The organism is Sphingopyxis sp. CR5 (genome assembly GCF_059693785.1).
Genome location: NZ_JCATIE010000004.1, coordinates 1 through 24,910 on the forward strand (window position 1 = coordinate 1; position 24,910 = coordinate 24,910).

A 24,910-nucleotide genomic window follows, 5' to 3' on the forward strand; every position below is an offset into this window, starting at 1 on the left:
GTTCAACAAACTCAAGAATTGGCGCAGGGTCGCCACCCGCTACGACAAAACCAAGGAATCCTACCTCGGCTTCGTCGCGCTCGCCTCAGTTAAACTCTGGATACCCTTTGTCCACGAAGCCTAGTAGCCATGCCCGACCTAGCGGACAGTGAAGGTGCGTTGGTAGAGGACGCGTTCTCAGCCAGCGCTCGGAATCGATACAATCTCAGCACCCTGCAGAGAATTGGTTTGATCGTTGCCATTGCTTTTGGCGCGGTGGCGCTGGCTGGCGCGCTGCTGGTTGGCGCCGAGGCGATCACTCGCATCTTTGTGGATTATGAGATCGACATTTCCGATCCCCCCTACCGCAATTAGCCGCCTTCCTTGCCGGAGGGCGGCGAGGAGACACTGATGTTGAAGCAAAGGAAAAATGCATTCCACACCATCCAGCCTCTGTTCCAGGCGGCCGAAAACGCAACCGATCGCGCTGCGGCGGACAACGCGACCTGCATCGCCGAGATGCTGCGCGTCCGCATCGAGGCCAATCTTCCCCTCGCGGCGGGCACCGAGATGCTCGACAAGCTGGTCGAAGCGCTGACCGCCAATGTCAGTGCGCGCAAGGCCTTCATCGAAGCCCATGCGCTCACGCCGCAATTGATCAAGGAACTGGGCCTCGAGCGGATGTTCGGCGACATCTCTCCCTGCCCTCCGACCCGCCACGCCAATGGCAGTGCCGATGTCGTTCCGATCGCTTCGGCCGCCTGACGACAGGAGCCCGTCCCGCCTCGCACCTGGCTCGCAGGACATAGATGCTGCGCATCACGATCTTCGTTGCGTTGCTGATTTTGACCTGCGGCTACGCGCTGTGGCGGGGCGGAGCGCCCGAACGTGCTGTCGGGACGGCTCTGCTCGCCGCGACTATAGCGTCAGCCATGGTGCGCGCCGACGTCGATCACCGGTTCGTCGAAATGGAAACGGGTCTGCTTATCGTCGACGGGCTTTTGCTGATCGTGCTTGTTATGGTCGCATCGCGGGCCGACCGTGGCTGGCCGCTTCTCGTCGCCGGTCTCCATCTCGTGACCGTCGGCGCCCATGTCACCAAACTCGTGGAACCCGGCATGATCCCGGTGACCTATGCCTTGCTGATTGCCTTGTGGAGCTACCCCATGTTGATCGCGCTCGGAATCGGAACATGGCGACATCACTGCCGCATCCGTCGTTATGGCGCCGACCGCGATTGGTGCGACTGACCAGATTGAACATCAAGGTAGCCGACCGGGCGCTTTGACAGTCGGAACGGGAAGACACTCATGTCTCGCCGCAATCCCGATCGCGGGCGCTCGGCACGGCCTGCGCTGCACCGGTTCGATACCTTCCTCAGGGTGGTCGAAACCCGCAGCTTTACCGATGTCGCCCACCAACTCGGTATCAGCCCGTCGGCCATCGCCCAGAGCATCGCGAGGCTGGAGGATTTCTTCGGAGGAGAACTTTTCGTCCGCAATCGGCGGGCGCCGCTTGATCTCACTCCCATGGGCAAGGCGATACTGCCCGGCGCGCGCATGATCGTCGACATCGTCGATCGTCAGATGGCCAATGCGGCGGCTGTTGCAACCAGCCGGTCGGGCTCGCTCACCCTCGGTTTCTACCCTGGCGTAGCGTCCGGACCGCTGCGCGACGGCCTTGCCGACTTCATGGCCGAATGTCCGAATGTCAAACTGCAGTTCGTCGAGGCGCCACCCGGCACATTGTACCGCCATCTCAACGATCGCACCATCGATGTCATCTTCTCCGCCTTCGTGCCCGACACCGATACGCCGACACTGGTAAGGGAGTCGCTATGGCGCGAGCAACTCCATGCCGTGCTCCCGAAAGGACATCCGGCGGCCGCCAGGGATTATTGTGGTTGGGCGGATATCACGGCTTCGCCGATCATCTTACGCACCCATCAGGGTGAACTGGCGGGTTATCGTGCCCTTCTCCAACGGATCGGCAATCGTCCACTCAACTGCGAACAGCATGATGTGTCGCGGGGCGTTCTCTTCGAAATGGTCGCGCTCGGACTCGGCGTCACCATTTCGTTTGAATCGGCCCTCGTCGATCGTCCCGGCGTCATTACCCGACCAATCGTGGACCAAGACTCCGCCGTCGCGATAGAAGCAATATGGTTCGCCAGCGACGCCAATCCCATTCGGCATCGGCTGGTCCGCCATATCCGCGAACGCGCTAACTTCACAATCTAACCGTTCGAGTGCCGTAGCTTGCGCTTGCTCGTCTGGTTTTTGACCACTTTCAGATGGAAGGGGCGGCTTGGGTCGTCTCCAACATCCTCGCCCGGATCGACGCTTTCGACAGTCAGATTGGGGAGCAACAGATACCAGGACTCGATTTCAAGAACCCCGGCGAGTTTGTCGATCATCTCCAAGGTCGCGCTGCTCGTCCCGCTCTTGAGGTTTGAGAGATGGGACCGGGTGACATCGGCATCGATCGCAAGATTTTCCTGCGTATAACCTTTCGCCACGCGAACGAGCTCAAGATTGCGCGCAAAAATCGAAGCAGAATCCATCCTGCATGCGCACACCGAGTGGCCCAAATTAACCACCCAATATACTGGACGTTAAATAGGGGAGAGGCTATGATCTCGCGCCTATGACTATGTTTCCTGACGACCCCGCCAAGCGTTACGTCGAGGCCGAGCGGCTGATCGGGCTTGCTCGGGCGATGCTCAACGAGCCCGCCGAGCAACTCGCGGTCGATTATCTCGACCATGCCGCTGCGGCGTTGGGCGACCTGCAGCAGCCCGAGATCAGCGCGGTGGATAAGGCTCCAGAATGAGATCGCGGCTGACGAGAACCCGCACTCGTGCGCCGGGCCTGACGGTGATCGTAGGCTGTATCTGAAGCTGCCGCTCGACGATCCGGTCGCCGGCGCGCCCGATCGTCTCGCCCGAACTGTCGCGGATCGCATCGGCGATCGCGTCATCCCTGCCGCTGTCGGCAAGCTCATTTCCGACCCCGAACAAGGTCGAGAGCAAGCCAGCGCGCACGATGCTGCCCCAGTGATTGTCGACCTTGCCCGTCACACCGCTCGCGCCGCTGCCGTCGGTCGCACTCATTCGGTCGAGGTCGATCGAACGGCCATCGGGCAGGATGAGCCGGGTCCAGAGGATATGGGCGCGCGTCTGCCCGTGCGCGTTTCTCGCGTCATAATCGCCGATCAACCGCGCGCCCTGCGGAATCAGCCGAACGCGGCCCGTCACCGTATCGAATACATCTTCGGTAACCTGTGCGATCACCTGCCCGGGCACATCGGATGAGAGTCCTGTGATCAGCGCAGCGGCAATGGTCGACCCGGCGAGAATGGTGTGGGGTTCGGGCGAGGTGCTGAGCCGCGCGGTATGGACAGGAACGTCGCTCGGCACTTTATCCGCACGATCCTTGTCGGGCGGGCCGGAAGGAGCGGACGCGGCAGGATAAGATGCCGTCGGTGGGCGCCGTGTCGGGCCATCGGCGGCGAACAGCTTGGCGCCGCGCGCCGCGTCGGCCTGCTGGCGCTGGCGCTGGGCTTCGGCCTCGGCAGGATCGGGACTAGGCGGGGGATCGACATCGGCGGTCGAAGGGGGTTCGGCTGAATCATCAGGGAGCTTGCTTGAGGGCGGCCCCATATTCGCTGCCGCCCATAAGGCTGGATCACCATAATTTTTTGGCGCATCGCCAAGAACCTCGGCGCCCTGCCGCGGTGCGACCGATACCGCTTCGGATCTCGTTTGCTCGCGGCGGTCGGACAGGCTCCACGCGAGCGTGCCGGCGATCGCGAACGCGCCGGCGGTGGTCAGCGTGACCAGCGCCTTGCGCGACAGGCGGCGTGGTTTCGGTGTCGGCGCTCGGGTCGCGATTGGCCGCTGGGTCGCGGGCTGATCGCGAGTGTCGTCACGGCCGTTCATGGCCGATGGCTCCGCGCGGCGATGCGCTCGATCCGCACCGTCTGGGGCCTCTTGGTGCCGAGCCGGAGTTCGGCGGCCGCGAACAACCGATCGACGATCATATAGCGACCCGACACGCGATAGTTGACGAGTTCGGCCTTGCCGCCCGCCCCGATCAAGAAAAGCGGCGGCAGTTCGCTCTGCGCGATGGTCGCGGGGAAGAGAATATAGGTCTTGGCGCCATCGTCGAAGACCTGGGTCGGCCGCCAGTCGGGTCCGTCGCCCTTTAGCCGATAGCCAAATTCGAGCCGTGCGGGGTCGAGGCCGCTTGCAACCTGTGTTTCAGCAATGCGAGCCGCCGCGTCGGTTCGTGCTTTGAGCGCGATCAGCTCATCCTGCGGATAGGACCAGGCGACGCTCGCCATATAGGTCGAGGCGGTCGACCGGAGCTCGACGATATAGGTGCGCCGGTCGGTGTTGATCACGAGATTCGTGACGAGCCCCGGCTCAGTCGGCTTCACCAGAATCTGCGTCCGGCGGCTGCTTCCGCTGCCGCTCGCAGCCTCGCCGATCACCCAGCGCACCGTGTCGCCCGCCGCGACCGCGCCGGTGTCGGACAGGCTCTCGCCTTGCTGAAGCTGGATCGTCGTCACCCGGCCTAACGCGGCAGTAACTTGATAGAGGCTTCCCGGCGCATAGGCGAAGACCTGCGTCGCGCCCTGCCAGCCCGCCGTACGCGGCGCGACGCGCGCCCTATCGGTTGCGGCTGCGACAGACGTCGGCGCTTTGACCTGCGCGAGTGCGGGTACCGCGAGCAGGAAGGAGGAACAGAGTAGAAAGGCGCGCATGATCATTCTCCAAGGTCCTGGGACCAGTTGATGGCGTGGACATAGAGCCCGAGCGGATTGCGGCTGAGCGTCTGCGCATCGCTTGGGCTGCGCTGCGCGATCGTGAGGATCGCCGACCAGTGCGTCGTGCCGGCGAGCCCCCCGCGCACATAGCGGCGTTCGTCCCAGGCGATGCGGAAACTGTCGGCCGAGGCGCGTACGACCTGCCGGACATCGACCGACACCTGGGTTTCGGCGAGATCGGCGAAGGGATCGCTGGCCCGCGCATAATCGTTGAGCGCGATGGCGCCCTGCTCCGTCACATAGTCATAGGCGCTCGCCAGATTTTGCCGGAGCACGACCGGATCGGCGGGACGGGTGCGGACATGTTCGATGAACCGCGCCAGATGCCATGCGATCTGCGGATCGGTCGGCCGATAGTCGGCGGCGGCCGGCGCGACGCTGCGCGCTGCGCCGAGCCGATCGACCTCGACGACATAAGGAACGATCTTCGCGCCGAAGCGCAAACGCAGATTGTCGGTGACCGACAGCGCGAGGAGTGCCCCCATGCCGAATGCCATCAGCCGCCAGCTATAGGCCTGCGCGCGCGCCGAGCCGATGCGCTCGTCCCAGACCTGGCCGGCGCGTTGATAGGGGGTCTCGGGAACAGGCTCGCGGCCGAAGCGCGACGAGGGACGGCGAAAGATATTCATGAGCGATCCTCCAGCGAAATATGCGCAGCACCCCCGCCATGATCGGACGAGCGCAGGCTGTGCGCGGCGAGCATCGTCCCCTGCTGCACCATCTGGCGCCGGCGCAGCGCGTTGGCCCAGGCCGGTGCCTCGGCCTGCGGAGCGGCCGCGGGTGCCGGAGAGTTGTCGCCACCGACCAGCAGTTCAGGCTCGCCGACGCCCGATGAAGCCGATGCCAGCGCCGGGCCAGATGCTACACCTCCCGTGGGCGCGCCCGCCGGAAGGGGAGCGGCGGGCGCGCCGCCCGTCGGCGCCTGGGGCTTGCTGCCGGGAGCGGGCGCCGGCGCCGGGGGCGAGCCGCCGCTGGAGCGCGCGGCGGACCGGGAGGAGAGCGAACCGGCGGCGCGGGTGCCGCTGCGGGTGGCGAGGCTCGCCGCGCCCGCGACTCCCGCGCCCGCCGCGGCGCCGACGCCGCTCGCGACGAGCGCGGTGCCGACCGCGGCGCCCGCGCCGAGCTGCGGGCCGCCCGAAATCAGCCCGGCAGCGATGCCGGGGCCGAAGATCGACAGGCCGAGCAGGGTCAGGCTTGCGAGCGCCAAGCTGCCGACCTCTTCGAGCGTCGGCCGCGTGCCGCCGAGTTCGGTCACGAACTCGTCGAAAATCGTCGAGCCGATGCCGATGATGATCGCGAGCACGAGTATCTTGACGCCGGTGGCCATGACATTGCCGAGCACGCGCTCGGCGAGGAAGGCGGTGCGGCCGAACAGGCCGAAGGGAACCAGAATGAAACCCGCAAGCGTGACCAGCTTGAACTCGATCAACGTCACGAAAATCTGGATTGCGATGATGAAGAAGGCGAGCAGCACCAGCGCCCAGGCGACGAGCAACATCGCGATCTCGGCGAAATTGACAAACAGGCCGACCGGCCCCGCAAGTTCCGACGCCTGTTCGAGCAGCGGCCGCCCCGCATCGATGCCGATCTGCGCGATGCGCCCGGGATGGAGCAGATCTTCCGCGCTTCCCGAGCCGGCGGCCTTGAGGCCGATCCCCGAAAAGCTGAGATAAATGATCTTCGCGAGCGCATTCCAGTTGCTGATCAGGAACGCGAAGAAGCCGACCTGCAGCGTCTTCTTGACCAGCCGCGCGATGATGTCCTCGTCGCCGCCCCAGGTCCAGAAGAGGAAGGCGAGCGTCACATCGATGACGATCAGCGCGCTCGCGAGAAAACCGACGTCGCCGCCGATCAGCCCGAAACCCGAATCGATATAGCGGCCGAACAGGTCGAGGAAACGGTCGATGACGCCGGGATTCTGCACCGCCTCACTCCCTTCCTTGTCGGCCCGTTGGGTTCGACAATGGCAGTCCGAAGAAGTGCCTGCGATTAGCCTCCCAAGCAGCATGACATTCGGCGCCTGCCGTCTCGGCGCTCGCCGTGCGGCAGCGCGCGAGGGTGTCGGCAAGCGCTTCAGGCGAAATATAGGGCGCGGGCGGCGCGTCGGTGACCGCGTAGCGTGCCGGCGTCACCGGCTCGCGCATCGCGATCAGCGCGCCCGTGACGAGGCCTGCGCCGGCGAACGCAAGGGCAAGCGCGCCCGACCCACTGGGGATTCGGCCGCGTCTTGCCGGCCGCGGATGATCATGCGGCTCAGTCATGGAAGATCGAGACGCTGCGCGGGGTGTAGGGGCTGCGCTCTCCGCGGAAGCGGCGGCCCGCCTCGCGCGCTTGGTGCTCATCGGCTGCGGCGCGCGCGGCCTCGATCGCCGCCGCCCGGCCCTGCGCCGCGACGAGCGCTGTGAGGTCGGCCAACTGCCGCGTCTGCAGCGCGACGAGCTGGTTGCCCGCCTGCGCCGCCTGCAGCGCGCCGACCGCATCCTGGCTCGCGCCGACCAGTGTGTCCAACTGCGCGCGCGTATCGCCCATATTGGTGACGATGGTCGCCTGCGTCTTAAGCGCGTCCTGGAAGGCCGCAACCGCGTCGCGCCAGCGATTGTCGGCATTTTCGACGAGCCGGCCGTGGCTCGTGCTGGCGAGCGACCCTGCCGGATAGCGCTGGTCGAACACCCGGTCGATGTCGCGAACATTGTACGCGATTTGCTGCGCCTCGCCGATAAGCTGGCGCGTGCGGTCCATCGACTGCTGCAGTTCGCTAAGCGTCGAGGTCGGCAGTGACGTCAGGTTGCGCGCCTGACCCAACAGCATCGCGGCTTCATTCTGCAGCGAGGTGATCTGATTGTTGATCTGTTGCAGCGCGCGCGCCGCGCTCAGCAGATTCTGCGAATAGTTGGTCGGATCATAGACGGTGATCTGTGCGGCCGCGGGCGGCGCGGCGATCAGCATCAGCGCCGCGGCGCCGGTCAGCAGCGGACGCAGGACAGGGGAACAGGGCATCATCATATCTCCTCTTCTTGGGGGGCGGGGGACGGGTTGCGCTCGGCGGCGACGATATCGGCAGCCCAGCCGAGACCGCGGTGGCGCAGCCAGGCTTCGGCGAAGCGCTCGGCGCCATGCGCGTCGACGAGCGTGGAGATCGCGTTCATGTCGGTTCGCGACGAAGCGGCGGTGAAGGCGAGCGTGAGCGGGCCGAGGCCGAGATCGAAGAGGCGGTTGCCGAGCGCCGACTGGCAATAATAGTCGCGCTTGGGCGACGCGCTCGCGATGATCTCGATCTGCCGGTCGTTGAGCCCGAAGCGGCGATAGATGCCCGCGATCTGCGGCTCGAGCGCGCGCTCATTGGCGAGGAAGATGCGCGTCGGGCAGCTTTCGATGATCGCGGGGGCGATTCTACTCCCCTCGATGTCGGCAAGGCTCTGCGTCGCGAAGACGACAGACGCATTTTTCTTGCGGAGCGTCTTCAGCCATTCCTTGAGCTGCCGGCCGAACATCTCGTCGTCGAGCGCGAGCCAGCCCTCGTCGATCAGGATCAGCGTCGGGTGCCCGTCGAGCCGCCGCCCGATCCGGTGGAAGAGATAGGCGAGCACCGCGGGCGCCGCCGGCGTACCGACGAGTCCTTCCGTCTCGAAGGCCTGCGCGTCGCTCGTCCCGAACCCCTCGCCCTCGGCGTCGAGCAGCCGGCCATAGGGACCGGCGAGCGTATAGGGTGCAAGCGCGCGCTTGAGCCCCGAGGCCTGGACGAGCACCGACAGGCCGGTGAGCGTGCGCTGCTGGACCGGCGCATCGGCAAGACTGCCGAGCGCGGTCCAGAGATGCTCCTTGACCTCGGGCGTAATCGCGAAGCCTTCGCGCGCGAGGATCGCGGCGAGCCAGTCGGCGGCCCAGGCACGCTCGTCGGGTGAGTCGATGCGAGCGAGCGGCTGCAATGCGACCGGCGGTGCGTCGCCGCCGAGGCTGCCGCCGAGGTCATGCCATTCGCCGCCGACCCCGAGCGTCGCGGCGCGGATCGAGCCGCCATGGTCGAAGGCGAAGATTTGTGCATCTTTATAGCGGCGGAACTGCAATGCCATGAAGGCGAGCAGCACGCTCTTGCCCGCGCCGGTCGGCCCAACGACGAGGCTGTGCCCGACGTCGCCGACATGGAGCGAAAAGCGGAACGGGGTCGTGCCCTCGGTGCGCGCGTGGAACAGCGGCGGCCCGCCGAGATGTTCGTCGCGTTCCTGCCCGGCCCATACCGCCGACACCGGCATGATGTGCGCGAGGTTGAGCGTCGAGACCGGCGGCTGGCGGACGTTGGCGTAGGCATTGCCGGGGATTGAGCCGAGCCAGGCTTCGACCGCGTTGAGCGTCTCGGCAAGGCACGCGAAATCACGCCCGCGCACGATCTTCTCGATGGCCTGGAGCTTGAGATCGGCGTCGCGCGCCGTCTCGCCCAAGACGGTGATCGCGGTGGTGACATAGCAATAGCCGGCGATGTCAGCGCCGAGATCCTGCAGCGCCGCATCGGCTTCGCCCGCCTTGTTCGCCGCGTCGCTGTCGACGAGCACGCTCGCCTCGTTGGTGAGCACCTCCTTGATGATCGCGCCGAGGCTCTTGCGCTTGGCGAACCACAGGCGGCGAATGCGGCCGAGCATCTTCTGTGCCGCGATCTTGTCCATACAAATGGCGCGCGTCGTCCAGCGATAGCCGAAGCCGAGCCGGTTGAGCTCGTCGAGCATCCCCGGCACGGTCGAGGACGGAAAGCCGGTAATGGTGAGACAGCGCAGATGCTTCTGCCCAAGCTGCGGCGCGAGGCCGCCGACCAGCGTCTCGTCGGCGAGCAGCGCGTCGAGATGCATCGGCGTCTCGGGCAGCGCGATACGCTGTTCGTGCGTCGAAATCGTCGAGTGGAGATAGGTCAGCGTCTCTTGCGGATCGAGCCACGCCGCCTCGGGCATCACGCCGTCGATCATGTCGAAGAGCCGCGCGGTGTCGCGCTCGAAGTCGGACACATGGTCGGCCGCGGTGGCGCCTACCTGTTCGCCGCCTTCGAAGAGGAGCGACCCGGCCTTCGACGTGTCGTCGGCGGGCGGCAGCCACTGCAGCGTCAGATAATAGCGGCTCGTGAAATTGGCGGGAGCGACATCACCCCCTTCAAACTGGGCGCGCCGTTCCTCGTCGATTAACCCCGATACCGGATCGACGAACCCCTCCGAGACCGGATAGCCGGGTGACGCCTTGCGCTGCGCCTCGACATAGATCGCCCAGCCGGTGTCGAGGCGTTTCAGGGCGCTATTCAGCCGCGCCGAGGTCGCGATGAGCTCGGACCCGGTCGCGCTGTCGAGGTCGGGACCGCGAAAGCGCAGCGTGCGCTGGAAGCTCCCGTCCTTGTTCAGGATCACGCCGGGCGCGATCATCGCCGCCCAGGGCAGGAAGTCGGCGAGCCGTGTCGGGCTTTTGGCATGTTCGCGCAGGAACATCATTGGGATCAGCTTTCGAAAATTGTGGGGAGCGCGACATGGCGGCGCGCGACGGGAAGAATCTGCGCGTCGCGGCGTGCGGCGAAGACGCATAGGCCGTGGCCGACGAGTGCGATCAAGATCCCGGCGATCCATAAGCGGAGGCCGATGCCGACCGCGGCGGCGAGCGTGCCGTTGAAGATCGCGAGCGCCCGCGGCGCGCCGGCGAGCAGGATCGGCTCGGCGAGCGCCCGGTGCACCGGCGCCGCGAATCCGGGAAGATTCTCCTCGCCCATCAGACGAGCGCTCCGCCGCCGAAGCTGAAGAAGCTGAGGAAGAAGGAGGAGGCCGCGAACGCCACCGACAGGCCGAAGACGATCTGGATCAGCCGCCGGAAGCCGCCCGCGGTGTCGCCGAACGCCAGCGTCAGCCCGGTGATGACGATGATGATCACGCCGATCACCCGCGCGACCGGACCTTGCACCGAATCCACGATCGACTGGAGCGGCGTCTCCCACGGCATGCCCGAGCCGCCGGCCCAGGCGGGCGCGGCATAGAGGACGGCGAGACCGGCGATGGCGGCAAGGCGAAGCGGACGGGGCATCATGCAGGGGCTCCTTGGGTCTGGAGAATGGGAAGCAGGCGGTAACCGCCGTCGGGAGCGAGCCCCTCGACGCGGACGAATTCGGACAGACGCCGCTCGGCACCGCGGCCCGTGAGCACTGCGATCACGTCGATCGTCTCGGCGATCAGTGGGCGCGGCACATGCGCGATCGCTTCGAGGATCAGTTGCTCGAGACGGTGTAGTGCCGCGCTGGCGCTTCCGGCATGGATCGTGCCGATGCCGCCGGGGTGGCCGGTGCCCCAGGCCTTCAGGAGGTCGAGAGCCTCGGGGCCGCGCACCTCGCCGACCGGAATCCGGTCGGGGCGCAGGCGCAGGCTCGAGCGGACAAGGTCGGTCATGGTGACGCCGGGCGCGGTGCGCAGGGCGACGACATTGGCGGCATCACAGCGCAGTTCGCGCGTGTCTTCGATCAGGATGATACGGTCGGCGCTGTCGGCCGCGATGGCGAGCAGCGCGTTGGTGAGCGTCGTCTTGCCCGTCGAGGTGCCGCCGGCGACGAGGATATTGGCGCGATCTTTAACTGCATTGCCGAGATAAGCCGCGGCGGTCGCGGTCATTATGCCGGCCGCGACATAGTCGGCGAGCGCCAGCGGCAGGCTCGCCGGGCGGCGGATCGAGAAGATCGGCGCCGTGACGACGGGCGGCAGCAGCCCTTCGAAGCGCTCGCCGCTTGTCGGAAGCTCGGCCGAGACGCGCGGGAGTCCGCGATGCGCTTCGGCGCCGACATGATGCGCGACGAGCCGGATGATGCGTTCGGCCTGCGCCGCGGTCAGCGTCTCGCCCGTATCGGCCATGCCGGCATCGAGCCGATCGACCCACAGACGGCCGTCGGCGTTGAGCATGACCTCGGAAACGGTCGGCTCGTCGAGCCAGGTGGCGATAGCAGGGCCGAGCGCGCTGCGCAGCATCGAGGTGCTGCGCGCATGGACGATAGCCGAGGACTGGGTCACTGATCTGTCTCCGCATTCGGGCGCCGCATCGGCGGCGTCGGAGACAGGTAAAGAATGCGAAAATTGGCCGGTTACAACAGCAGTTTGACGGCGTCGTATGATAGGCGACGTCCGGATAGACAAAGATGTTATCGGGCTTCCGCCCACAAGGCGATCCGGCTAGTTCGTGGTAAAGCCTTTCGTCCGAATCGCAGCTGCGCACTCTGCCAGTCGGGAGCTTACCGGCACGGGCATAGAAGCGGACAACAGCGAGCCTGATGCGTTATGGACGAGGAGGATTTCGATAGATGGATCGCTAGAGCGCGGTCCGGCGACCTTTCGGACGACGAGGTCGCCGCGCTCGCCGAAACTCTGGCGGCGTCCGGCCAACGCTGGGAAATGATCGAGCGAAGTGCTGATCTAGCTTCTACCGGCGGTCCGGGCTCGCTTTCAACCTTATGGGCGCCCGCCGTCCTCGCCGCCTCCGGGTACACTGTACCGAAGCTGGGCGTCCCTGGACGTCCGGCGGGAGGCGTGGATGCGCTTGCCCAAATCCCTGGTTACCGCGTTGACCTGAACCATATTGAGGCGAAAGCGGTTCTCGACGATTGCGGCTATGTTCATTTTCTGGCGGGAAATCAGTTTGCTCCCGCCGATGCAGCTATGTTCGCATATCGGCAACGGGTGGGTGCCCAAGCAATTCCCGCACTCGCCATCGCCAGTCTCTTGGCTAAGAAACTTGCCATGGGCATACGGCTGGTTGGGTTGGAAGTGCGGGCCGCCCCTCACGGCAACTTCGGTCGGGATGTGGCCGCCGCACGGCAAAATGCGCTCCGATTCTGCGAGGTGGCTGATCGTCTCAATCTGCACCCTTTGTGCATAGTGACGGACGGCAACCGACCTCAACAACCCTATATTGGCCGAGGGGAAGCCATATTGGCGTTGGCGCGTCTGTTGAAAAACGAAGGTTGCTCGTGGCTGATCGAGCATGCATCCGCGTGTCGTGAATGGGCATCGGCATTGATCGCGTCACCCGCCGCCGCTCAACCTAACGCTGCGGAATCATTCCTCGCCAACTTAAGAGCTCAGGGTGGTTCCGCGGAAGGCTTTCAGGCAAAGGCATCCGCGGTCGCCGCCGCTCACACAAAATCTGTTGAGGCATCTCGGGACGGTATCATTGAATACGACGTGCGGGCTTTGCGTGATGCGATTTTGGCTTCTCGATTGCCGGACGAGGGAACGACATTCGACGATTCCGTCGGTCTTATTCTCCTTGCCCGGCCCGGCACCTTCGTCAAATCAGGCGAGTCTCTGATTTCGGTTCGCTGTGATGACGAACGTTGGCCAACATTAAGGTACGCTTTGGCTGGCGCGATAAAGATTGCGAATGGTGACCAAGGCGATACGCCGATTAGATTCAATCGAGCTCTGGAGATAATCGGTGTCGGAAATCGGTAAATTTTGTTGCTTCACTTGTCCCGATTATGACCAAACCGAAAAACGGCTCGACGATCTTTGCCCGGAATGCGGCCGGGAATATGGCTTTCCCTTAACGCGGACACCGGATGAAATCGGTGATTTTGACGTCGAGCGTCCACTTGGTCGCGGGTTCTACGCGGCTACGTTCGTGGCGAAGCCCAAGTCGGGGCTGAATCGTTCGCTGCGCGTGCTTAAGGTGACGCCCACCGGCCTCTATCAGAAGTTCGACAAGGATTTTGCGAAGGAAACCGAGCTGCACGCGCAGGTTGCGGACGGCGCAGACCATGTCGTTGCAGTTGAACAAATGTTTGATTGCGAGATCGCCTTCGGCGAGATTTCGTTGCCCTGTCATGTCGCCGTGCTCCAATTCGTCGAAGGTGATACGTTAGGGAAATATCTATCGGGTGCGCGTCCGCTGTCGGCGGCGCAGGCTGCCCAGATCGCGTGCGATCTCTTCAGAATGAAGGAAGAGTTCGAGCGACTCAAAGTTCATCACAACGATCTGCACGCCGCCAACATTATTGTTCAGGACCTGCCGCCGGGACGTAGGCGGGCGGATGCGATCGAACCCGATATCCGTGCCGTCGCCATAGACCTGGGTTCAGTCGCGGAGGACCGCCGCTCGGGAGGCATCTATTTGGGCGATCTACATTGGATTGGCCGCCATATTCATGGAATGGCTGACCGACTGCTGGCTGGCGGAGACGCTGCCCCCGATCTCGACAAGAGAATTGGGCTGAAGCTTCATGGCATTGCGCAAGGTCTGGCCGCTGCCACCGAGAACCAGCGCACGCCTACCGCCGACGACGTGATTGCCGGAATCCGTGAGCAGTATCGACGTACCGCTGAACCTTGGCGGCCTTGGCGCAATCAGACCGTACTCCGAACATTTGCCGAATCCTATAACGCCCAGACGCTTGACGCTTGGTATGTGCCGCAACTCATCGTCGATCCGGAAGGGGCATGGCTAAAGAAGGTCGGCGCGCCCGGTCCGCTCGTTATGACGGGAATGCGGGGATGCGGCAAAACCATGTTGCTTCATTCGTTGCAATTTCATGCCAGAGCGGCCGTCCTACCCAAAGAAACGGATGAGGATGCGCTGCGTCGGGTGACCGAAGACGGATACGTCGGATTGTTCGTATCCGCCCAACGCCTCATCCCTGTCGATCCTCGTGCAGAGCGGCCTTCCACCGAGGAATTGTTTGCCCGCCTTCTTGTCGCCTATGCTGCACAGGGCGCGCGGGCGATGGCGCACCTCCAAGATCTCAATAACGAAGCTCTCTCTCTCGACGCGAGTGCGGGGTTGGTGCGGGCGGTGTCGGATTCCCTTGCCCCTCGTCCGGAAATTGGACCCGCGACCACCGTGGAGCAATTGGAGCGCGCGATGAGCGACCTGCTTGTTCGCGTAAGTCGTAGCGATTCCGGATTGCGTTTGGCGACAAATCCCAACACAGCTTTCCCGCTGCTCGCAGAAGCCCTTAGGAGAGCGGCAGCGATCTGGAACGACGCGCAGATACTCTTCCTCCTCGACGATGTGTCGACGCGCTATCTCGATTCCGATCGGGTAGAGGATCTTCTTTCTGCGCTTCTCTTCCAGCATGCGCATTGCGCATTCAAACTGACCTCCGAGACGCAGACCATTTTCCTCAGCCTGAAGTCGCCCGGCCAAGTTCATCCGGCTGCCGCTGGCCGAGACTTCAACACGTTTGATCTGGGTGCCGAAGTTCAGACTCGCCTCAAGGATCGCACGGGCAAGACGTTCGTCACCAAAATTCTCGACGCCCGAGCCCGGCTGTTTCCCGGTCACCCCAGCCAAAGTTCGGCTGATGTCCTCGGCGATGTCGATCTTGAATCGATAGCTCGAACGATCGCTGAGACACAGACCCGGTCGCGGGAACGCAAGCGGCTCTATCACGGTCTGCGTGCGCTTGCCGGCGTATGCGTGGGCGACATCGGTGCCGTCATTCAAATCTACCAGGAAATTCTGACGGGCCATCGATCAGGCCTGCCTGTTCCGCCCGAAAGACAGCATCAAGTTTATCAGGATTTCTGTGCTCGACACCTCTACAGCCTCGATCGCCGGGGCAGCGACCTTAAAACCGTCGCACTTCAGTTTGCCGAAGCGTCTCACCAGCTGCTGATGGAATCCGGCAAAGGCAAGCCGACAGGGCGAATTCGGCAATACACGTCCTTGTACGTTCGAGTGACCTCCGGCGAAATGCAGGCGCAGATGAACCGACTGCGTGATCTCGTCGACGCAGGCGTGTTCGTCTTCACCGGCGGAACCGCAAGGACGAAAACGCACGACTCCGATCCGGTACAGCAATTCAAGCTGACCTTCCGCAAGCTGTACGGGCTGGCGAATTTCATCGGCCTATCCGACCGTGATCGATTCGAATTGTCCGGAGAGGATCTCGAGCGCTGGCTGGCCGAACCGGAAGCAGGCCGCGAGGTTCTTTTGCGTAATTTATCGACTGGCCAATATGAGGACGATGAGGAAGTCGCCGACGAGGAAAGCGAGCAAGAAGTGCGCAGGTTCGAACCCGCTCCGCGCGCAGGTGCCGTCCAAATGGACCTTCTTGATCAACTCGTTCCAGATGCGAAGAGCAGCGCGGAGGACGGTTTGTCGATCGTGCTTCCTCCGGCTCCTTCGGTTGGCGAACTGACGATCGATAGTCTGAAATGCATGCCGGTCGATGATCTCGTCGTCGGATTGGGCTTCGAAGACCGCACGCTCGAGTCCTTCAAGCGATTGCTACCTTTGGTAAAGGTACGCCGCATTATTGCCGTGCGATATGAAAACGACGGACACACTGATATGATGCGTCGCGTCGCAAAAGAACACGGGATCACGATCGAGGAAGTCTCGTATGCCTCGGTCGCTGGTGGACAGCTTCCAGAACTAAGCGGCCGAACAATGATCGACGTTAGCGGATTGGCCAAGCCGGCGCTTTTCTCGTCCGTTAGGGCCGGGCTGGGTAAATCCGACGAGCTTCTCGTCGCGTACACCGGCGCGCTCGAATACTATCCGCTCGAAGCGGATCTGAAGACCGTCATGGATGCCTACAGCGCATCCGATCATCATCTCCTGCTGACCGCGCTGCGCGACGTTTTGACGGGCGAGACCGGGCCGTATCAGTCGGTGCCTCTCCTTTCCGCCGAAACGGACGGAACGCGATTGCGCGCGCTGTCGGCCTTCGCTTCTCCCCGGCACGAACGCCTCCTCCACCTTTTGGCCGAACGCGAATATGATGCGGTACAGGTGATCACCGACATAGCCGATACGTCGCGGGCTCGAGTGGGCGGTATCGCCGCGGGGGTCGCGCTTGAGGACACGCCGGGCGGAATCGTCGCATCGGCCGACGCCAGCGATCTCGCCGAGTTGGTTGCCATATTGTCTCGCCAGCACGAGGGGTGGTTTGTGCGAGGCGGACTAGATTATGAAATCGGCCTGACCGGAAACAAGATGCAGGCGACGGCGGCAGCCATCGTTTCGGCGGCTTTTCCGGTCAGTCAGGTATGGTACGTGAAGCCGCAGGCATTCGATCAACCCCGCTTCACAAAAGGTGTTGGTCCATCCCGCTATTTTAAGGTCGTTCGCAAAATTCGAGGCGATGAAAGCTGAATATCAATGCTGACGACGCCCAACACTACGATGATTGCGGCCGAACCAGGGTTATTGTCGGTGCCTCCCCCAGTCCGTTGCTTCGGCCTCGCGTTTCGCCCTGCTACCATGTATAGAAGCCATGATGCTTCCGGCCAGGCTACCACGAGAGGCTCGATCGAGATCGAACAAGCTGCCCTCAGACGAAATCGAGTCCAATCCGGGTCATCGAGACGCCCAGCTTCTGCAGCAGGTTCAGCGCATATTCGTAGCGCAATTGCGACACAACCTGTGCCGAATGCAACCTCGATACTAGGCGGGTAGCTCCGGCTTGCGTTACCGAGACTCGAAAGCTGAAATCGTCGCCCAGCAGCCCCCGCTTTTCGGCGTAAAGCGTTCGCCAGATTGGTGGTGCCGCGTCCTTTCCTGGAGGATTAAAGCGGAAAGTCGCCACCTCACCGTCCAAAGTGAGAAAGACAAACAGATTCGAATTGACATCGTGATTGCGTTCGGACGGTACCGGGAAAAGTTTTACGGCCATGAACGGCAGGCGATCACCGAACCCCTCATTACGGACCTCGCCTTGGCCCGGAACGAGATCGCAGGCGGGGGACAGGCAAATCCAATGTCCGCCATCCATCGCAAACACGTGGCCGGTCGTTAGGTGCCACCCTTCCGGCGCCTTGCTGCACACGAACGCGTTATGCTCGCGCTCCGCCTTCTTCTTTGACTGGTCCTTGCTCAAATCGACGCTGAAATGCTGCTGGCACCGCGCATCGACGTCTTCGCCCGCAGCTCCCACCTCCGCCGCTATCAGCGCGCTGGCGAACTTCTCCACTCGTCGATGAATAGTATTCAGCAATTGATCCGAATGTCGCGCTACGCTCTCCGCAATTCGCCAACGGCGCTCGTCGCCTTCAGATCGCAGAAGTCGGGCATACCAATGCGCCAAGGCATGTTGCCGCTCGAGCGCTTCGGTCTGCGCCACAACACCGTACTCGTCCATTTCCGCGCGTAGCTTCGCCATGAACAATCGAGATGGTGCAGGATTCCATGATTCCAGCGCCTTCTGGAGTTCGACGAATAGATCGTCCTCATCGGGCTTGGATGAAAAGGCGATGAAGACCGATTCCGCCTTTATCCACTTCACCGCCGACTTCGACCACTTCAGCCCGGCGGCTGAGGTGCCGTTCAGCAACGCTCGCAATGGCGTCTCCGCATCGGCCAGCAGTCGTCGCAGCATGAGCTTCCGACTGTCGTTGTCCCAATTCGCGTCGTCGGCCAAACCAGCAAAGGCGATATAGGGTTGTTCCTTTTTCCCCATCGTTCGCAAATAGGTGTCGGGATGGAGCCTGGCATGCAGGTACTGATCGATGGTCACCGCGTCGCGTAACGCAGCGAGAATCCCTTCGTCCGCATCCTCCCTCTCAGCGATGAGCTGGTCGACCTTCTCCCTCTCCTCGTCGGACAGCTCCGATTCCATCGGCCCAAGCAATCCGAGGATAATCTCACGATACGCCTTGTCGAGGTCCTCGCTCGTATGAACTACGACCAGATTGAAGTGATCGTTCGCGATTAGCCCGCGAAGGATTTCGATCGCGCGCTCGCCGTCGCCGCGCCGGGTCTTGTCCAGCTCGTAGTCGAGCACCAGCAGGTCCGACTGATGCAGATGCGAAGCTACCTTGGCATCGCCACGCGTATCCACGTTTGCACCGTCGTGAATATCAACGAGGAGCGGGCGTTCGGGTTTCCGAAATCCGTCGATCACGCGCTTGATGCGTTCCGGATTCCGATACCATGTCTTGTTCGTCGCGGGCGGATCGCCGCCGCCCTTCTTCGTTATTTCCTGATCCAGAATTTCGTCCAGCGTCGGATAGTCGTCGTCGACGATAAGGACCGATCGGATCGGTTTGACGAACGCCTCCGCGATAAACTCCGCATAATGTTCATTCGCCATCGAATTCCGCCCCCCTGAACTCGATCCCGAACGTCGCACCGGAAAGTGGCAGCTCATCCGACGACGCCATGTAGCGTATGCGGTGCCCGCCGGCGGCGAGGTTCGCGCGCGAGAGATACAGCCCGACGCCCCGGCCTCCGCGGGCCTTGCGGGTAAAGAATAGGCTGAAAAGACTATCGACGTCCTCGGCGTCTACGCCCGGGCCGCTGTCCGACACGATTACGGTTCCATCGATCACGTCGAGAACGATACGCCTGTCCTCGCGCTCCGACGTCCCGACCCAATACAGACTGTTGTTCACCAGATTGATGAAAACTGGATAGAGGCGCGACTGCTGATCGAAGACCCTGAAGGATTTGAAGGCGTCGCTGGCGGTCAGCGTGATGCGGTTGTTCGACAGCTGGAGTTTGAAGAACTCCTCCAGATAATCGGCGATTTCCCGCCCCGTGATCCAGCGCTGGATCTTCTGGCCCGCCAGCCGCAGGGGCGACAGAAAGCGCAGCTGATCCGTCAGCCCCTCATACCCGAACTCAATGTCCTTCGCCGCCTTGCCGTCGCGGACCTCCGCCGGCAAGCGGCGCAGTGCGGCGCCGATGATGTCGTCGTAGGACTGCAGCTCGTGACCGACGATTTCCACCGCGATGCCTAACTGCGCGAGGCTGTTCAGCCGGTCGAGCTCCGCGCGCATGTCTCCCGCTTCCTCCATCCCGAACGCGGCGAGATGTTCGAGATCTATGCTTTCCTTCAGACTTTCCAGCGCACCGATATAAGGAAGGAACAGATCCTCGTTCTCCTGGTCGATGCGAACCTTCTCCTGCTCCATCAGCTTCGCGGCTTCGGCAAAAGACAGTTCTCCGCGATCGAACCGCGCCAGGAGCGGACTCGCCTCCGCATGGAAATGCTTGTTTCTGTCCGCGATCAGGTCCCTCACGCGCTCGAACTCTGCGCGCTGCAGTCCCTCGATCGCCTTCTTCCATTGCTGGATTCGATGCGCAATCTGGGATGAATGCCGCGCCAGCTGTCTTTCGAGCAGCTCGCGCGGCTGGGTGGGATTGATCGCTTCGATTTGTTGTTCGATTTCCGTAGCAGCGGTCTCGATCAGCGCGGTCGCCGACCGCATCGCATCCCGGTAGTCGGCATATTTGTCCTCAAGCGAGCCGAGATTCTTCGGCACGCCAGGCAGGCGGAAGTCCGCGACCTTGTCCTTGTAGCTCTCGAACGTCGCTTGGGCGTCGGCGATGCCGCCTTCGTCCGAAATATCGAGATGCTGCGCGAAATCCTCGAGCTCCCTGACTAGGGCTGGCAACTCCTTCACATACGCATCGAGCTTGGATCGGAACTCCTTGCGCTGTCGCTGGCGCAGCTTGTTGCGCTCGTTCTTTGCCCGCTCCGCCTTGTTCGACGCCTTGACCTGCGGAAGCACTTCGCCTCGAATCGACGAAGCAGAGCCGAAATAGCGCCTGGCTGATTGGCTCAGGATGTTGGCGACGATCAGTTTGAGCGTCTTGGCGGCGCGATTGTCCAGCAGGCCTTCGCGACCCGCCTTGTCCTTCAGGTTTGGGTTGGCGCTTCGCGTGATCGCAAGACGACCGAACATCTGGCGATGATTCCAGAATTCGCGGCCCGCATTCTTGCTCCGCCGCGACTCGATTTCGAAAAAGTCGTTGTCGGTCCTGCCGTAGGGAAGGACGCGCAGACCGTCGCGAAAGATCATGAAGCCGGAGTAGCGTTCGGCCAATTCCTGATACCGTTGGAACTCCAGCTTGGGCAACGTCGTGTTTGCCGAGACGAACTCCATCGATGCAATGTACATGTCGAATGGACCGACTTCGGTATCGGCGCGCGTGGGGATTGCCAGATCACGCGGCGGTTCGATCCGACAGGTTTCCTCGATCCATTGCCCGAACGCCTTGACCCGACCAACGAAGACGCCGTCCGCATCGATCGTGCCGACAATCTGATGCTCCAGTCCGTCGAGTAGCCTGCGATCGAATTGCTTCTCGCTGCCGACCACCAACTCCGGCACGTCGCCGTGCCACGTTCTCACCGCGTAGGCGAAATCGAGATCCACAGCCCGGGCTTCGGGATTCTTAGGATCGACAAAGGGATCGACGAAACTCGAAAGGGTTTCGAAAAAGCGGTCGCGTGCAGCGCGCGCCGAGGAATCGGCAATCTCCGTTTCGAGCTGAACCCGAAGATCGTAGTTGATGTCCGACACCAGAAGCGCTGTCCCGTGCTCGGATTCGCCCGACCAAACCGGCCATTCGGCGATATGACGCGCTTCGAAGTGCAGACTCTCGATCGCCGAGCGGATTGCCGACGAAGGCGCGCCGATCTTGTTGCTGATGCCTTCGGCCTGCTCCTCTTCATAGAGACGGTCGTAGGCGGCCCACGCAGTTTCCAGACGAACTGACCGCTCCCGATCCTCCGGATCCCCCAGATTTCCCGCCAGTCCCTCAGTCAGGTCCGGAATCAGGTCCAGCAGTTCCGCCTTGGCCGCAAATTCGACGACGGGAATGTGGATGTCCGATAAATTCAGGAACGGATTTTCGAACAGGCGCCAATCGACGAGAGCGGCGACGAAGGGATGATCTCGGCGCTTGGACACCAACAGCAGGATTGGCCCTAAGTTAGCGCAGGATAGACGCCCGATCCCCTTCTGACCTTGGCGCGGGCGTAGATAGAGACCGTTCCGGTCCTCGAGCGGCGTGCGTTCGCTCGTGGCCTTGGATTCAGTTCCCACCACCAGCCAGCGGTTGACGAACTCGTCGCGGTTCATCCCGTGGCCATCGTCGCCGACGACCGCGACCGGCGTCTCGCCGTCGAATATGTCGAGCGTCACGTTCCGCGCGTAAGCGTCGAAAGCGTTCTTCCAGAGTTCGGATATCGCCGTCGGCGTATCCGCGATCTGCTCGCGGCCAAGGTGATCGACCGTCCGAGCCTTGGTCTGGAAGGCGACGCTGGTGATCATACGATTTCGAGTTCACCGGGAACGATGGAACGTTCGATTGGAATCTCTTGCTCCTCGACGATGCGGCCGCGGCGTAGCAACGGCAACAGATGCGTGATCAGCTGTCGTCCGAGTTCTACTGGAACGGCGTTGCCCACCTGCTTGCCCGCGGCCATCAGGCCGCCGCCGAATACGAAATCGTCGGGAAAGGTCTGAATTCTCGCCGCTTGCCGAACGGTAATGCCGTGATGTTGGACCGGATGTACGAAGCGGCCCTTCGAAGGGTTGATGCAGGCCGTCGTCATCGTCGGCGCTGGCTGTCGGGGGTCGATCCGCCCGTAGACGTCCTTGTGTCCGTTGTGAGTCCGGTGGCACGGAAGCACGCGGCCCGAGTCCTTGCGGCTGCCGCCGTTCGCCGGCGTCTTGCGAAACGCTTCTATGAGTTCTTCACTATGCGCCATATGAACGTCGTTTTCGTCGTCTGCTGGTGCATCGGCGAAGGCGGAAGCGCAATTCACCCAGGGCAACAGATCGGGATTGCTCCGCCGCGCGGTCTCGTTACCGTGCGTGGGCGGGGGCGGCCATGCTAGGTCTGATGCGTCCAATCCGCTGCGGATTCCCAGAATGAAGACGCGCTTGCGCCGCTGGCCGATCCCGTAATTGCGGGCGTCGACCACAATCGCATCGCGCACGTCGTATCCCGCAAGCGCGCCTTCCCGGTAGAAACGTTCCAACGCCGCCGCGTGCCTGTCCCAAAGCATCCCCGGCACGTTCTCCATCAGAAAAGCGCTAGGAGAAAAAGCCCTAACGAAGTCGAAATAGGTGTGAATTAGATCGTTCCGATGATCGTCGACGCCAGCGTCGTTGATCCGATGCGTAGAGAAACCCTGGCACGGCGGACCGCCCAACATCAGATCGCACTGATCTCCGTCGGGAAAAGCATCCCGAAACGCCTTGCACGCGTCGATTTGGGTAATGTCGTCCGTCAGAAGCTTCGGCGCCAACTGGCCCTTACAGAAATTGTCGCGGTAGGTGCCGATCGCATGCTTATCGTTCTCAACTGCCAGTCGAATTCGCAGGCCCGCTTGTTGCGCGGCCAAGGTGAATCCACCGGCGCCGGAGAACAAATCCGCGCAGTTCAACATGATTTCGGTATCTCTTTGGCGCGCGACCGCGCCGTTCTTCTCACGCGAACCATTTGTTGAAGCATGCCCCCTTTGCCTACCCTTATTGATGAGCCCTGCCTTTTTGTCGAGCACGGACCGCCGCGCCGCGACCGCACCTTCCAACTTCGCAGTCAAGCGAGACGCAACCAGCTCCTTGGAGCGCGTTTCGCATTCCCATATGACCAGCACATTCCAGCCAGCCGCCACGAGTTCCCTAATCGCACGCGCGTCGCGCTGCTTGTTCTGCTCGAACTTTTCCTCCCATTTCTCCCGGTTCGTCGCCGGAATGCTAGCCCGACGACAGCCAGGATGACGGTGCCAAAAGCATCCGTGCACGAATATCGCAAGGCGATGTCGCGCGAGCACCAGATCGGGCCGACCGGGCAAATCCGCCCGGTGAAGGCGAAAGCGATAGCCGAGTCCGTGCGCTACCCTCCTCACTACGAGTTCCGGCTTCGTATCCTTCGATCCGACCCTCGCCATCAGAGCACTGCGCTCGGCCGCCGACAGCCGATCGGTCATGCCGGAGCGCCTGCAGTTCGGAGCGCGACCTCATCCCTCCGCCGCGAATTCGGATGAGCGGTGACTCCCCGCTCGGGCGGCCTGATCTTGGAAATATCCGCGAGGCGCTCCTTTGGTTCTTCGTCGAGCAACGCGCAAATCTCCGTCGACACCCGCTCGGCAGCCATCTTCACGGCCTCATCGATATGGACATATCGCCCCGTGACCGACCCCGCCGCATGACCCAACATGGCTGCGATCGTGAGTTCTGAGTAACCGAGCTCGCCGGCAATGCTGCCGAACGTGTGCCGAAGCGTATGCGGCGTCACGTCCGACCACCCCAGTCGCTGGCAAATACGACCGAGCACCCCGTCCGCCGCTACGAAATGGGCCTGGCCGCCGTCTGAAGGAAAGACATATGGACAGTCCTCGCGAATCGGCTGATCGGACAAGACGCGCTGCGCGGGCCGACCGATGACTCTGATTTGCGCTCCCGACTTGGTGTCGCCGAAGGCTATGAAGCCTTCATCGGCGACCCAATCACGCTCGACGCTTTGCGCTTCGTTGAGCCGCAGGCCACTGAGCGCCAATAATCTCACGATGGCCAGACCGACCGGGTGTTCGCAGCTCGCTACCTCGCGAAGTGCTCGCCCGAGCTCGCGGATCTCATCCCGGCTAAGTCGCCGCGTTTTCCTGCGATCAGGATACTTGCGCACGCCCAATGCGGGGTTTTCTTCGATCAGGCCGGCACGCTTCGCGTGGGCGAAGATGCTGTGGAGCGTGGTCACGGAGCGTGACGCCACCCCTTTACCTCCGCGCGTCGCGCCGCCCCGGCCGTCGCCACGGGGCTTGGCCGTCTTTCCCGCAGCAATGTCGTGTTGCATTGCCTCGATGTCCGGCAGTCGCAGCGCCGCTACCTTGCGCCGACCGATCAGCGGGCGAATGTGCGTCTCGATGCGGCTGCGGTCCATACCGAGAGTCGACGCCTTGATGGGCGTGCGCTTCCGGCCGAGCAATCGGCCGGACTCTGCTTCGATCAAATACCAATCGCACAACTGCCCCACGGTGACGGCGTCGCTCGCGGCCCGTTTCTCGTCCGCGGGATCCAGTCCGCGGGCCACATCGCCCAACTTGATGCGTGCGTCGTCTCGTGCCTGTTCGAGCGTCATGACCCCAAAACGGCCCAAGACCAAGCGGCGCTTTCGTTTCTCCGAATTCCTGTACTGGAGGACAAACGACTTCGTACCTGCGCCTTCGATCTTGCACCCGAAGCCGCGCAGTTCTCCATCCCAAAGGAAGATCGCCTTTCCGGGCACCGGTCTCGCGTCCACAATCATCTTCTTGGTCAGACGTCCGGGGCTGGACATGGATCTCTCCTTCGATCGACAATCTAGCGGCCAGAGCTCTCGTACCCAAGCCAAAAGCTGCGTATCCAATTCATATCCACCAGAA

The 24,910-nt window shown here is 62.7% G+C and carries 22 protein-coding genes and 1 pseudogene; 8 read left to right on the forward strand and 15 right to left on the reverse strand.

Going from position 1 to position 24,910, the window contains the following annotated elements; all coding sequences use genetic code 11:
• The 5 genes and pseudogenes from AC58D2_RS06775 to AC58D2_RS06795 all read left to right on the forward strand — a co-directional run.
• Positions 1–124 (forward strand): annotated as a pseudogene (locus AC58D2_RS06775) (IS5 family transposase); the annotation flags it as partial.
• Positions 125–129: 5 nt separating this feature from the next.
• On the forward strand, positions 130–354 hold the full coding sequence (locus tag AC58D2_RS06780) for a hypothetical protein (protein WP_494228073.1): 225 nt from the start codon (positions 130–132) through the stop codon (positions 352–354).
• A gap of 36 nt (positions 355–390) precedes the next feature.
• Complete coding sequence (locus AC58D2_RS06785; RefSeq protein ID WP_494228074.1) at positions 391–744, forward strand: hypothetical protein; 354 nt, start codon at positions 391–393, stop codon at positions 742–744.
• 44 nt (positions 745–788) lie between these two features.
• Positions 789–1,229 carry a hypothetical protein gene (locus AC58D2_RS06790; RefSeq protein WP_494228075.1) on the forward strand — a complete coding sequence of 147 codons (441 nt, stop codon included), beginning with the start codon at positions 789–791 and terminating at the stop codon, positions 1,227–1,229.
• 60 nt (positions 1,230–1,289) lie between these two features.
• Entirely contained in the window at positions 1,290–2,219 is a 930-nt protein-coding gene (locus tag AC58D2_RS06795; protein ID WP_494228076.1) for a LysR substrate-binding domain-containing protein, read from the forward strand.
• Here AC58D2_RS06795 and AC58D2_RS06800 read toward each other — a convergent pair.
• Positions 2,216–2,497 carry a helix-turn-helix domain-containing protein gene (locus tag AC58D2_RS06800; protein ID WP_494228077.1) on the reverse strand — a complete coding sequence of 94 codons (282 nt, stop codon included), beginning with the start codon at positions 2,495–2,497 and terminating at the stop codon, positions 2,216–2,218. The two genes, AC58D2_RS06795 and AC58D2_RS06800, sit on opposite strands and share 4 nt — an antisense overlap.
• 128 nt (positions 2,498–2,625) lie before the next feature.
• On the opposite strand from AC58D2_RS06800, the gene AC58D2_RS06805 reads away from it, so the two are divergent.
• Positions 2,626–2,811 (forward strand): hypothetical protein, encoded by a 186-nt coding sequence (locus AC58D2_RS06805; RefSeq protein WP_497388604.1) that lies wholly within the window; start codon positions 2,626–2,628, stop codon positions 2,809–2,811.
• Here AC58D2_RS06805 and AC58D2_RS06810 read toward each other — a convergent pair.
• From AC58D2_RS06810 to trbB, 10 genes are read right to left on the reverse strand one after another with little or no spacing between them, the layout of a single operon-like run.
• Positions 2,783–3,919 (reverse strand): TraB/TrbI/VirB10 family type IV secretion system protein, encoded by a 1,137-nt coding sequence (locus AC58D2_RS06810; protein WP_497388606.1) that lies wholly within the window; start codon positions 3,917–3,919, stop codon positions 2,783–2,785. The genes AC58D2_RS06805 and AC58D2_RS06810 overlap by 29 nt on opposite strands.
• Positions 3,916–4,746 carry a P-type conjugative transfer protein TrbG gene (gene trbG, locus AC58D2_RS06815; protein WP_497388608.1) on the reverse strand — a complete coding sequence of 277 codons (831 nt, stop codon included), beginning with the start codon at positions 4,744–4,746 and terminating at the stop codon, positions 3,916–3,918. Before trbG ends, AC58D2_RS06810 begins: the two co-directional genes overlap by 4 nt.
• A gap of 2 nt (positions 4,747–4,748) precedes the next feature.
• A complete protein-coding gene (trbF, locus tag AC58D2_RS06820) occupies positions 4,749–5,432 on the reverse strand; it encodes a conjugal transfer protein TrbF (RefSeq protein WP_497389299.1) in 684 nt (227 codons plus the stop codon).
• 2 nt (positions 5,433–5,434) lie between these two features.
• Positions 5,435–6,733, reverse strand: coding sequence for a P-type conjugative transfer protein TrbL (gene trbL, locus AC58D2_RS06825; protein ID WP_497388610.1), 1,299 nt, complete (start codon positions 6,731–6,733; stop codon positions 5,435–5,437).
• 4 nt (positions 6,734–6,737) lie between these two features.
• Positions 6,738–7,151: a putative entry exclusion protein TrbK-alt gene (trbK-alt, locus tag AC58D2_RS06830; RefSeq protein ID WP_497388612.1), complete on the reverse strand. Its 414-nt coding sequence runs from the start codon at positions 7,149–7,151 to the stop codon at positions 6,738–6,740.
• A complete protein-coding gene (trbJ, locus tag AC58D2_RS06835) occupies positions 7,063–7,806 on the reverse strand; it encodes a P-type conjugative transfer protein TrbJ (RefSeq protein WP_497389301.1) in 744 nt (247 codons plus the stop codon). Before trbJ ends, trbK-alt begins: the two co-directional genes overlap by 89 nt.
• A 2-nt stretch (positions 7,807–7,808) precedes the next feature.
• Positions 7,809–10,271, reverse strand: coding sequence for a conjugal transfer protein TrbE (gene trbE / locus AC58D2_RS06840; RefSeq protein WP_497388614.1), 2,463 nt, complete (start codon positions 10,269–10,271; stop codon positions 7,809–7,811).
• A gap of 5 nt (positions 10,272–10,276) precedes the next feature.
• On the reverse strand, positions 10,277–10,543 hold the full coding sequence (locus AC58D2_RS06845; protein ID WP_497388616.1) for a VirB3 family type IV secretion system protein: 267 nt from the start codon (positions 10,541–10,543) through the stop codon (positions 10,277–10,279).
• Complete coding sequence (locus AC58D2_RS06850; RefSeq protein ID WP_497388618.1) at positions 10,543–10,854, reverse strand: TrbC/VirB2 family type IV secretion system protein; 312 nt, start codon at positions 10,852–10,854, stop codon at positions 10,543–10,545. The genes AC58D2_RS06845 and AC58D2_RS06850 overlap by 1 nt, the downstream gene beginning before the upstream one ends.
• Complete coding sequence (gene trbB / locus AC58D2_RS06855) at positions 10,851–11,780, reverse strand: P-type conjugative transfer ATPase TrbB (protein ID WP_497389303.1); 930 nt, start codon at positions 11,778–11,780, stop codon at positions 10,851–10,853. The genes AC58D2_RS06850 and trbB overlap by 4 nt, the downstream gene beginning before the upstream one ends.
• A gap of 306 nt (positions 11,781–12,086) precedes the next feature.
• Between trbB and AC58D2_RS06860 the strand changes: the two genes are divergently transcribed.
• Both AC58D2_RS06860 and AC58D2_RS06865 read left to right on the forward strand, forming a co-directional pair.
• The gene (locus tag AC58D2_RS06860) at positions 12,087–13,259 is read left to right on the forward strand and encodes a hypothetical protein (RefSeq protein WP_497388620.1); all 1,173 of its coding nucleotides are present in this window, start codon (positions 12,087–12,089) and stop codon (positions 13,257–13,259) included.
• Entirely contained in the window at positions 13,243–16,905 is a 3,663-nt protein-coding gene (locus tag AC58D2_RS06865) for an ORC-CDC6 family AAA ATPase (RefSeq protein WP_497388622.1), read from the forward strand. Before AC58D2_RS06860 ends, AC58D2_RS06865 begins: the two co-directional genes overlap by 17 nt.
• Positions 16,906–17,083: 178 nt before the next feature.
• On the opposite strand, the gene AC58D2_RS06870 is transcribed toward AC58D2_RS06865, so the two are convergent.
• The 4 genes from AC58D2_RS06870 to AC58D2_RS06885 are packed head-to-tail and all read right to left on the reverse strand — an operon-like array spanning position 17,084 to position 24,825.
• On the reverse strand, positions 17,084–18,841 hold the full coding sequence (locus tag AC58D2_RS06870; RefSeq protein WP_497388624.1) for a response regulator receiver domain: 1,758 nt from the start codon (positions 18,839–18,841) through the stop codon (positions 17,084–17,086).
• Complete coding sequence (locus AC58D2_RS06875; RefSeq protein ID WP_497388626.1) at positions 18,831–21,812, reverse strand: ATP-binding protein; 2,982 nt, start codon at positions 21,810–21,812, stop codon at positions 18,831–18,833. The genes AC58D2_RS06870 and AC58D2_RS06875 overlap by 11 nt, the downstream gene beginning before the upstream one ends.
• Positions 21,809–23,479: a DNA mismatch endonuclease Vsr gene (vsr, locus tag AC58D2_RS06880; RefSeq protein ID WP_497388628.1), complete on the reverse strand. Its 1,671-nt coding sequence runs from the start codon at positions 23,477–23,479 to the stop codon at positions 21,809–21,811. The genes AC58D2_RS06875 and vsr overlap by 4 nt, the downstream gene beginning before the upstream one ends.
• Entirely contained in the window at positions 23,476–24,825 is a 1,350-nt protein-coding gene (locus AC58D2_RS06885; protein WP_497388630.1) for a tyrosine-type recombinase/integrase, read from the reverse strand. The genes vsr and AC58D2_RS06885 overlap by 4 nt, the downstream gene beginning before the upstream one ends.
• Positions 24,826–24,910 lie beyond the last annotated feature (85 nt).

Excerpts from the sequence above, each read along its gene's own strand:
- AC58D2_RS06780 (WP_494228073.1), top strand. The coding sequence starts at position 130 with ATGCCCGACCTAGCGGACAGTGAAGGTGCGTTGGTAGAGGACGCGTTC.
- AC58D2_RS06785 (WP_494228074.1), top strand. The coding sequence starts at position 391 with ATGTTGAAGCAAAGGAAAAATGCATTCCACACCATCCAGCCTCTGTTC.
- AC58D2_RS06790 (WP_494228075.1), top strand. The coding sequence starts at position 789 with ATGCTGCGCATCACGATCTTCGTTGCGTTGCTGATTTTGACCTGCGGC.
- AC58D2_RS06795 (WP_494228076.1), top strand. The coding sequence starts at position 1,290 with ATGTCTCGCCGCAATCCCGATCGCGGGCGCTCGGCACGGCCTGCGCTG.
- AC58D2_RS06805 (WP_497388604.1), top strand. The coding sequence starts at position 2,626 with ATGACTATGTTTCCTGACGACCCCGCCAAGCGTTACGTCGAGGCCGAG.
- AC58D2_RS06810 (WP_497388606.1), bottom strand. The coding sequence starts at position 3,919 with ATGAACGGCCGTGACGACACTCGCGATCAGCCCGCGACCCAGCGGCCA.
- trbG (WP_497388608.1), bottom strand. The coding sequence starts at position 4,746 with ATGCGCGCCTTTCTACTCTGTTCCTCCTTCCTGCTCGCGGTACCCGCA.
- trbK-alt (WP_497388612.1), bottom strand. The coding sequence starts at position 7,151 with ATGAGCACCAAGCGCGCGAGGCGGGCCGCCGCTTCCGCGGAGAGCGCA.
- trbJ (WP_497389301.1), bottom strand. The coding sequence starts at position 7,806 with ATGCCCTGTTCCCCTGTCCTGCGTCCGCTGCTGACCGGCGCCGCGGCG.
- trbE (WP_497388614.1), bottom strand. The coding sequence starts at position 10,271 with ATGATGTTCCTGCGCGAACATGCCAAAAGCCCGACACGGCTCGCCGAC.
- AC58D2_RS06845 (WP_497388616.1), bottom strand. The coding sequence starts at position 10,543 with ATGGGCGAGGAGAATCTTCCCGGATTCGCGGCGCCGGTGCACCGGGCG.
- AC58D2_RS06850 (WP_497388618.1), bottom strand. The coding sequence starts at position 10,854 with ATGATGCCCCGTCCGCTTCGCCTTGCCGCCATCGCCGGTCTCGCCGTC.
- trbB (WP_497389303.1), bottom strand. The coding sequence starts at position 11,780 with ATGCTGCGCAGCGCGCTCGGCCCTGCTATCGCCACCTGGCTCGACGAG.
- AC58D2_RS06860 (WP_497388620.1), top strand. The coding sequence starts at position 12,087 with ATGGACGAGGAGGATTTCGATAGATGGATCGCTAGAGCGCGGTCCGGC.
- AC58D2_RS06870 (WP_497388624.1), bottom strand. The coding sequence starts at position 18,841 with ATGGCGAATGAACATTATGCGGAGTTTATCGCGGAGGCGTTCGTCAAA.
- AC58D2_RS06875 (WP_497388626.1), bottom strand. The coding sequence starts at position 21,812 with ATGATCACCAGCGTCGCCTTCCAGACCAAGGCTCGGACGGTCGATCAC.
- vsr (WP_497388628.1), bottom strand. The coding sequence starts at position 23,479 with ATGACCGATCGGCTGTCGGCGGCCGAGCGCAGTGCTCTGATGGCGAGG.
- AC58D2_RS06885 (WP_497388630.1), bottom strand. The coding sequence starts at position 24,825 with ATGTCCAGCCCCGGACGTCTGACCAAGAAGATGATTGTGGACGCGAGA.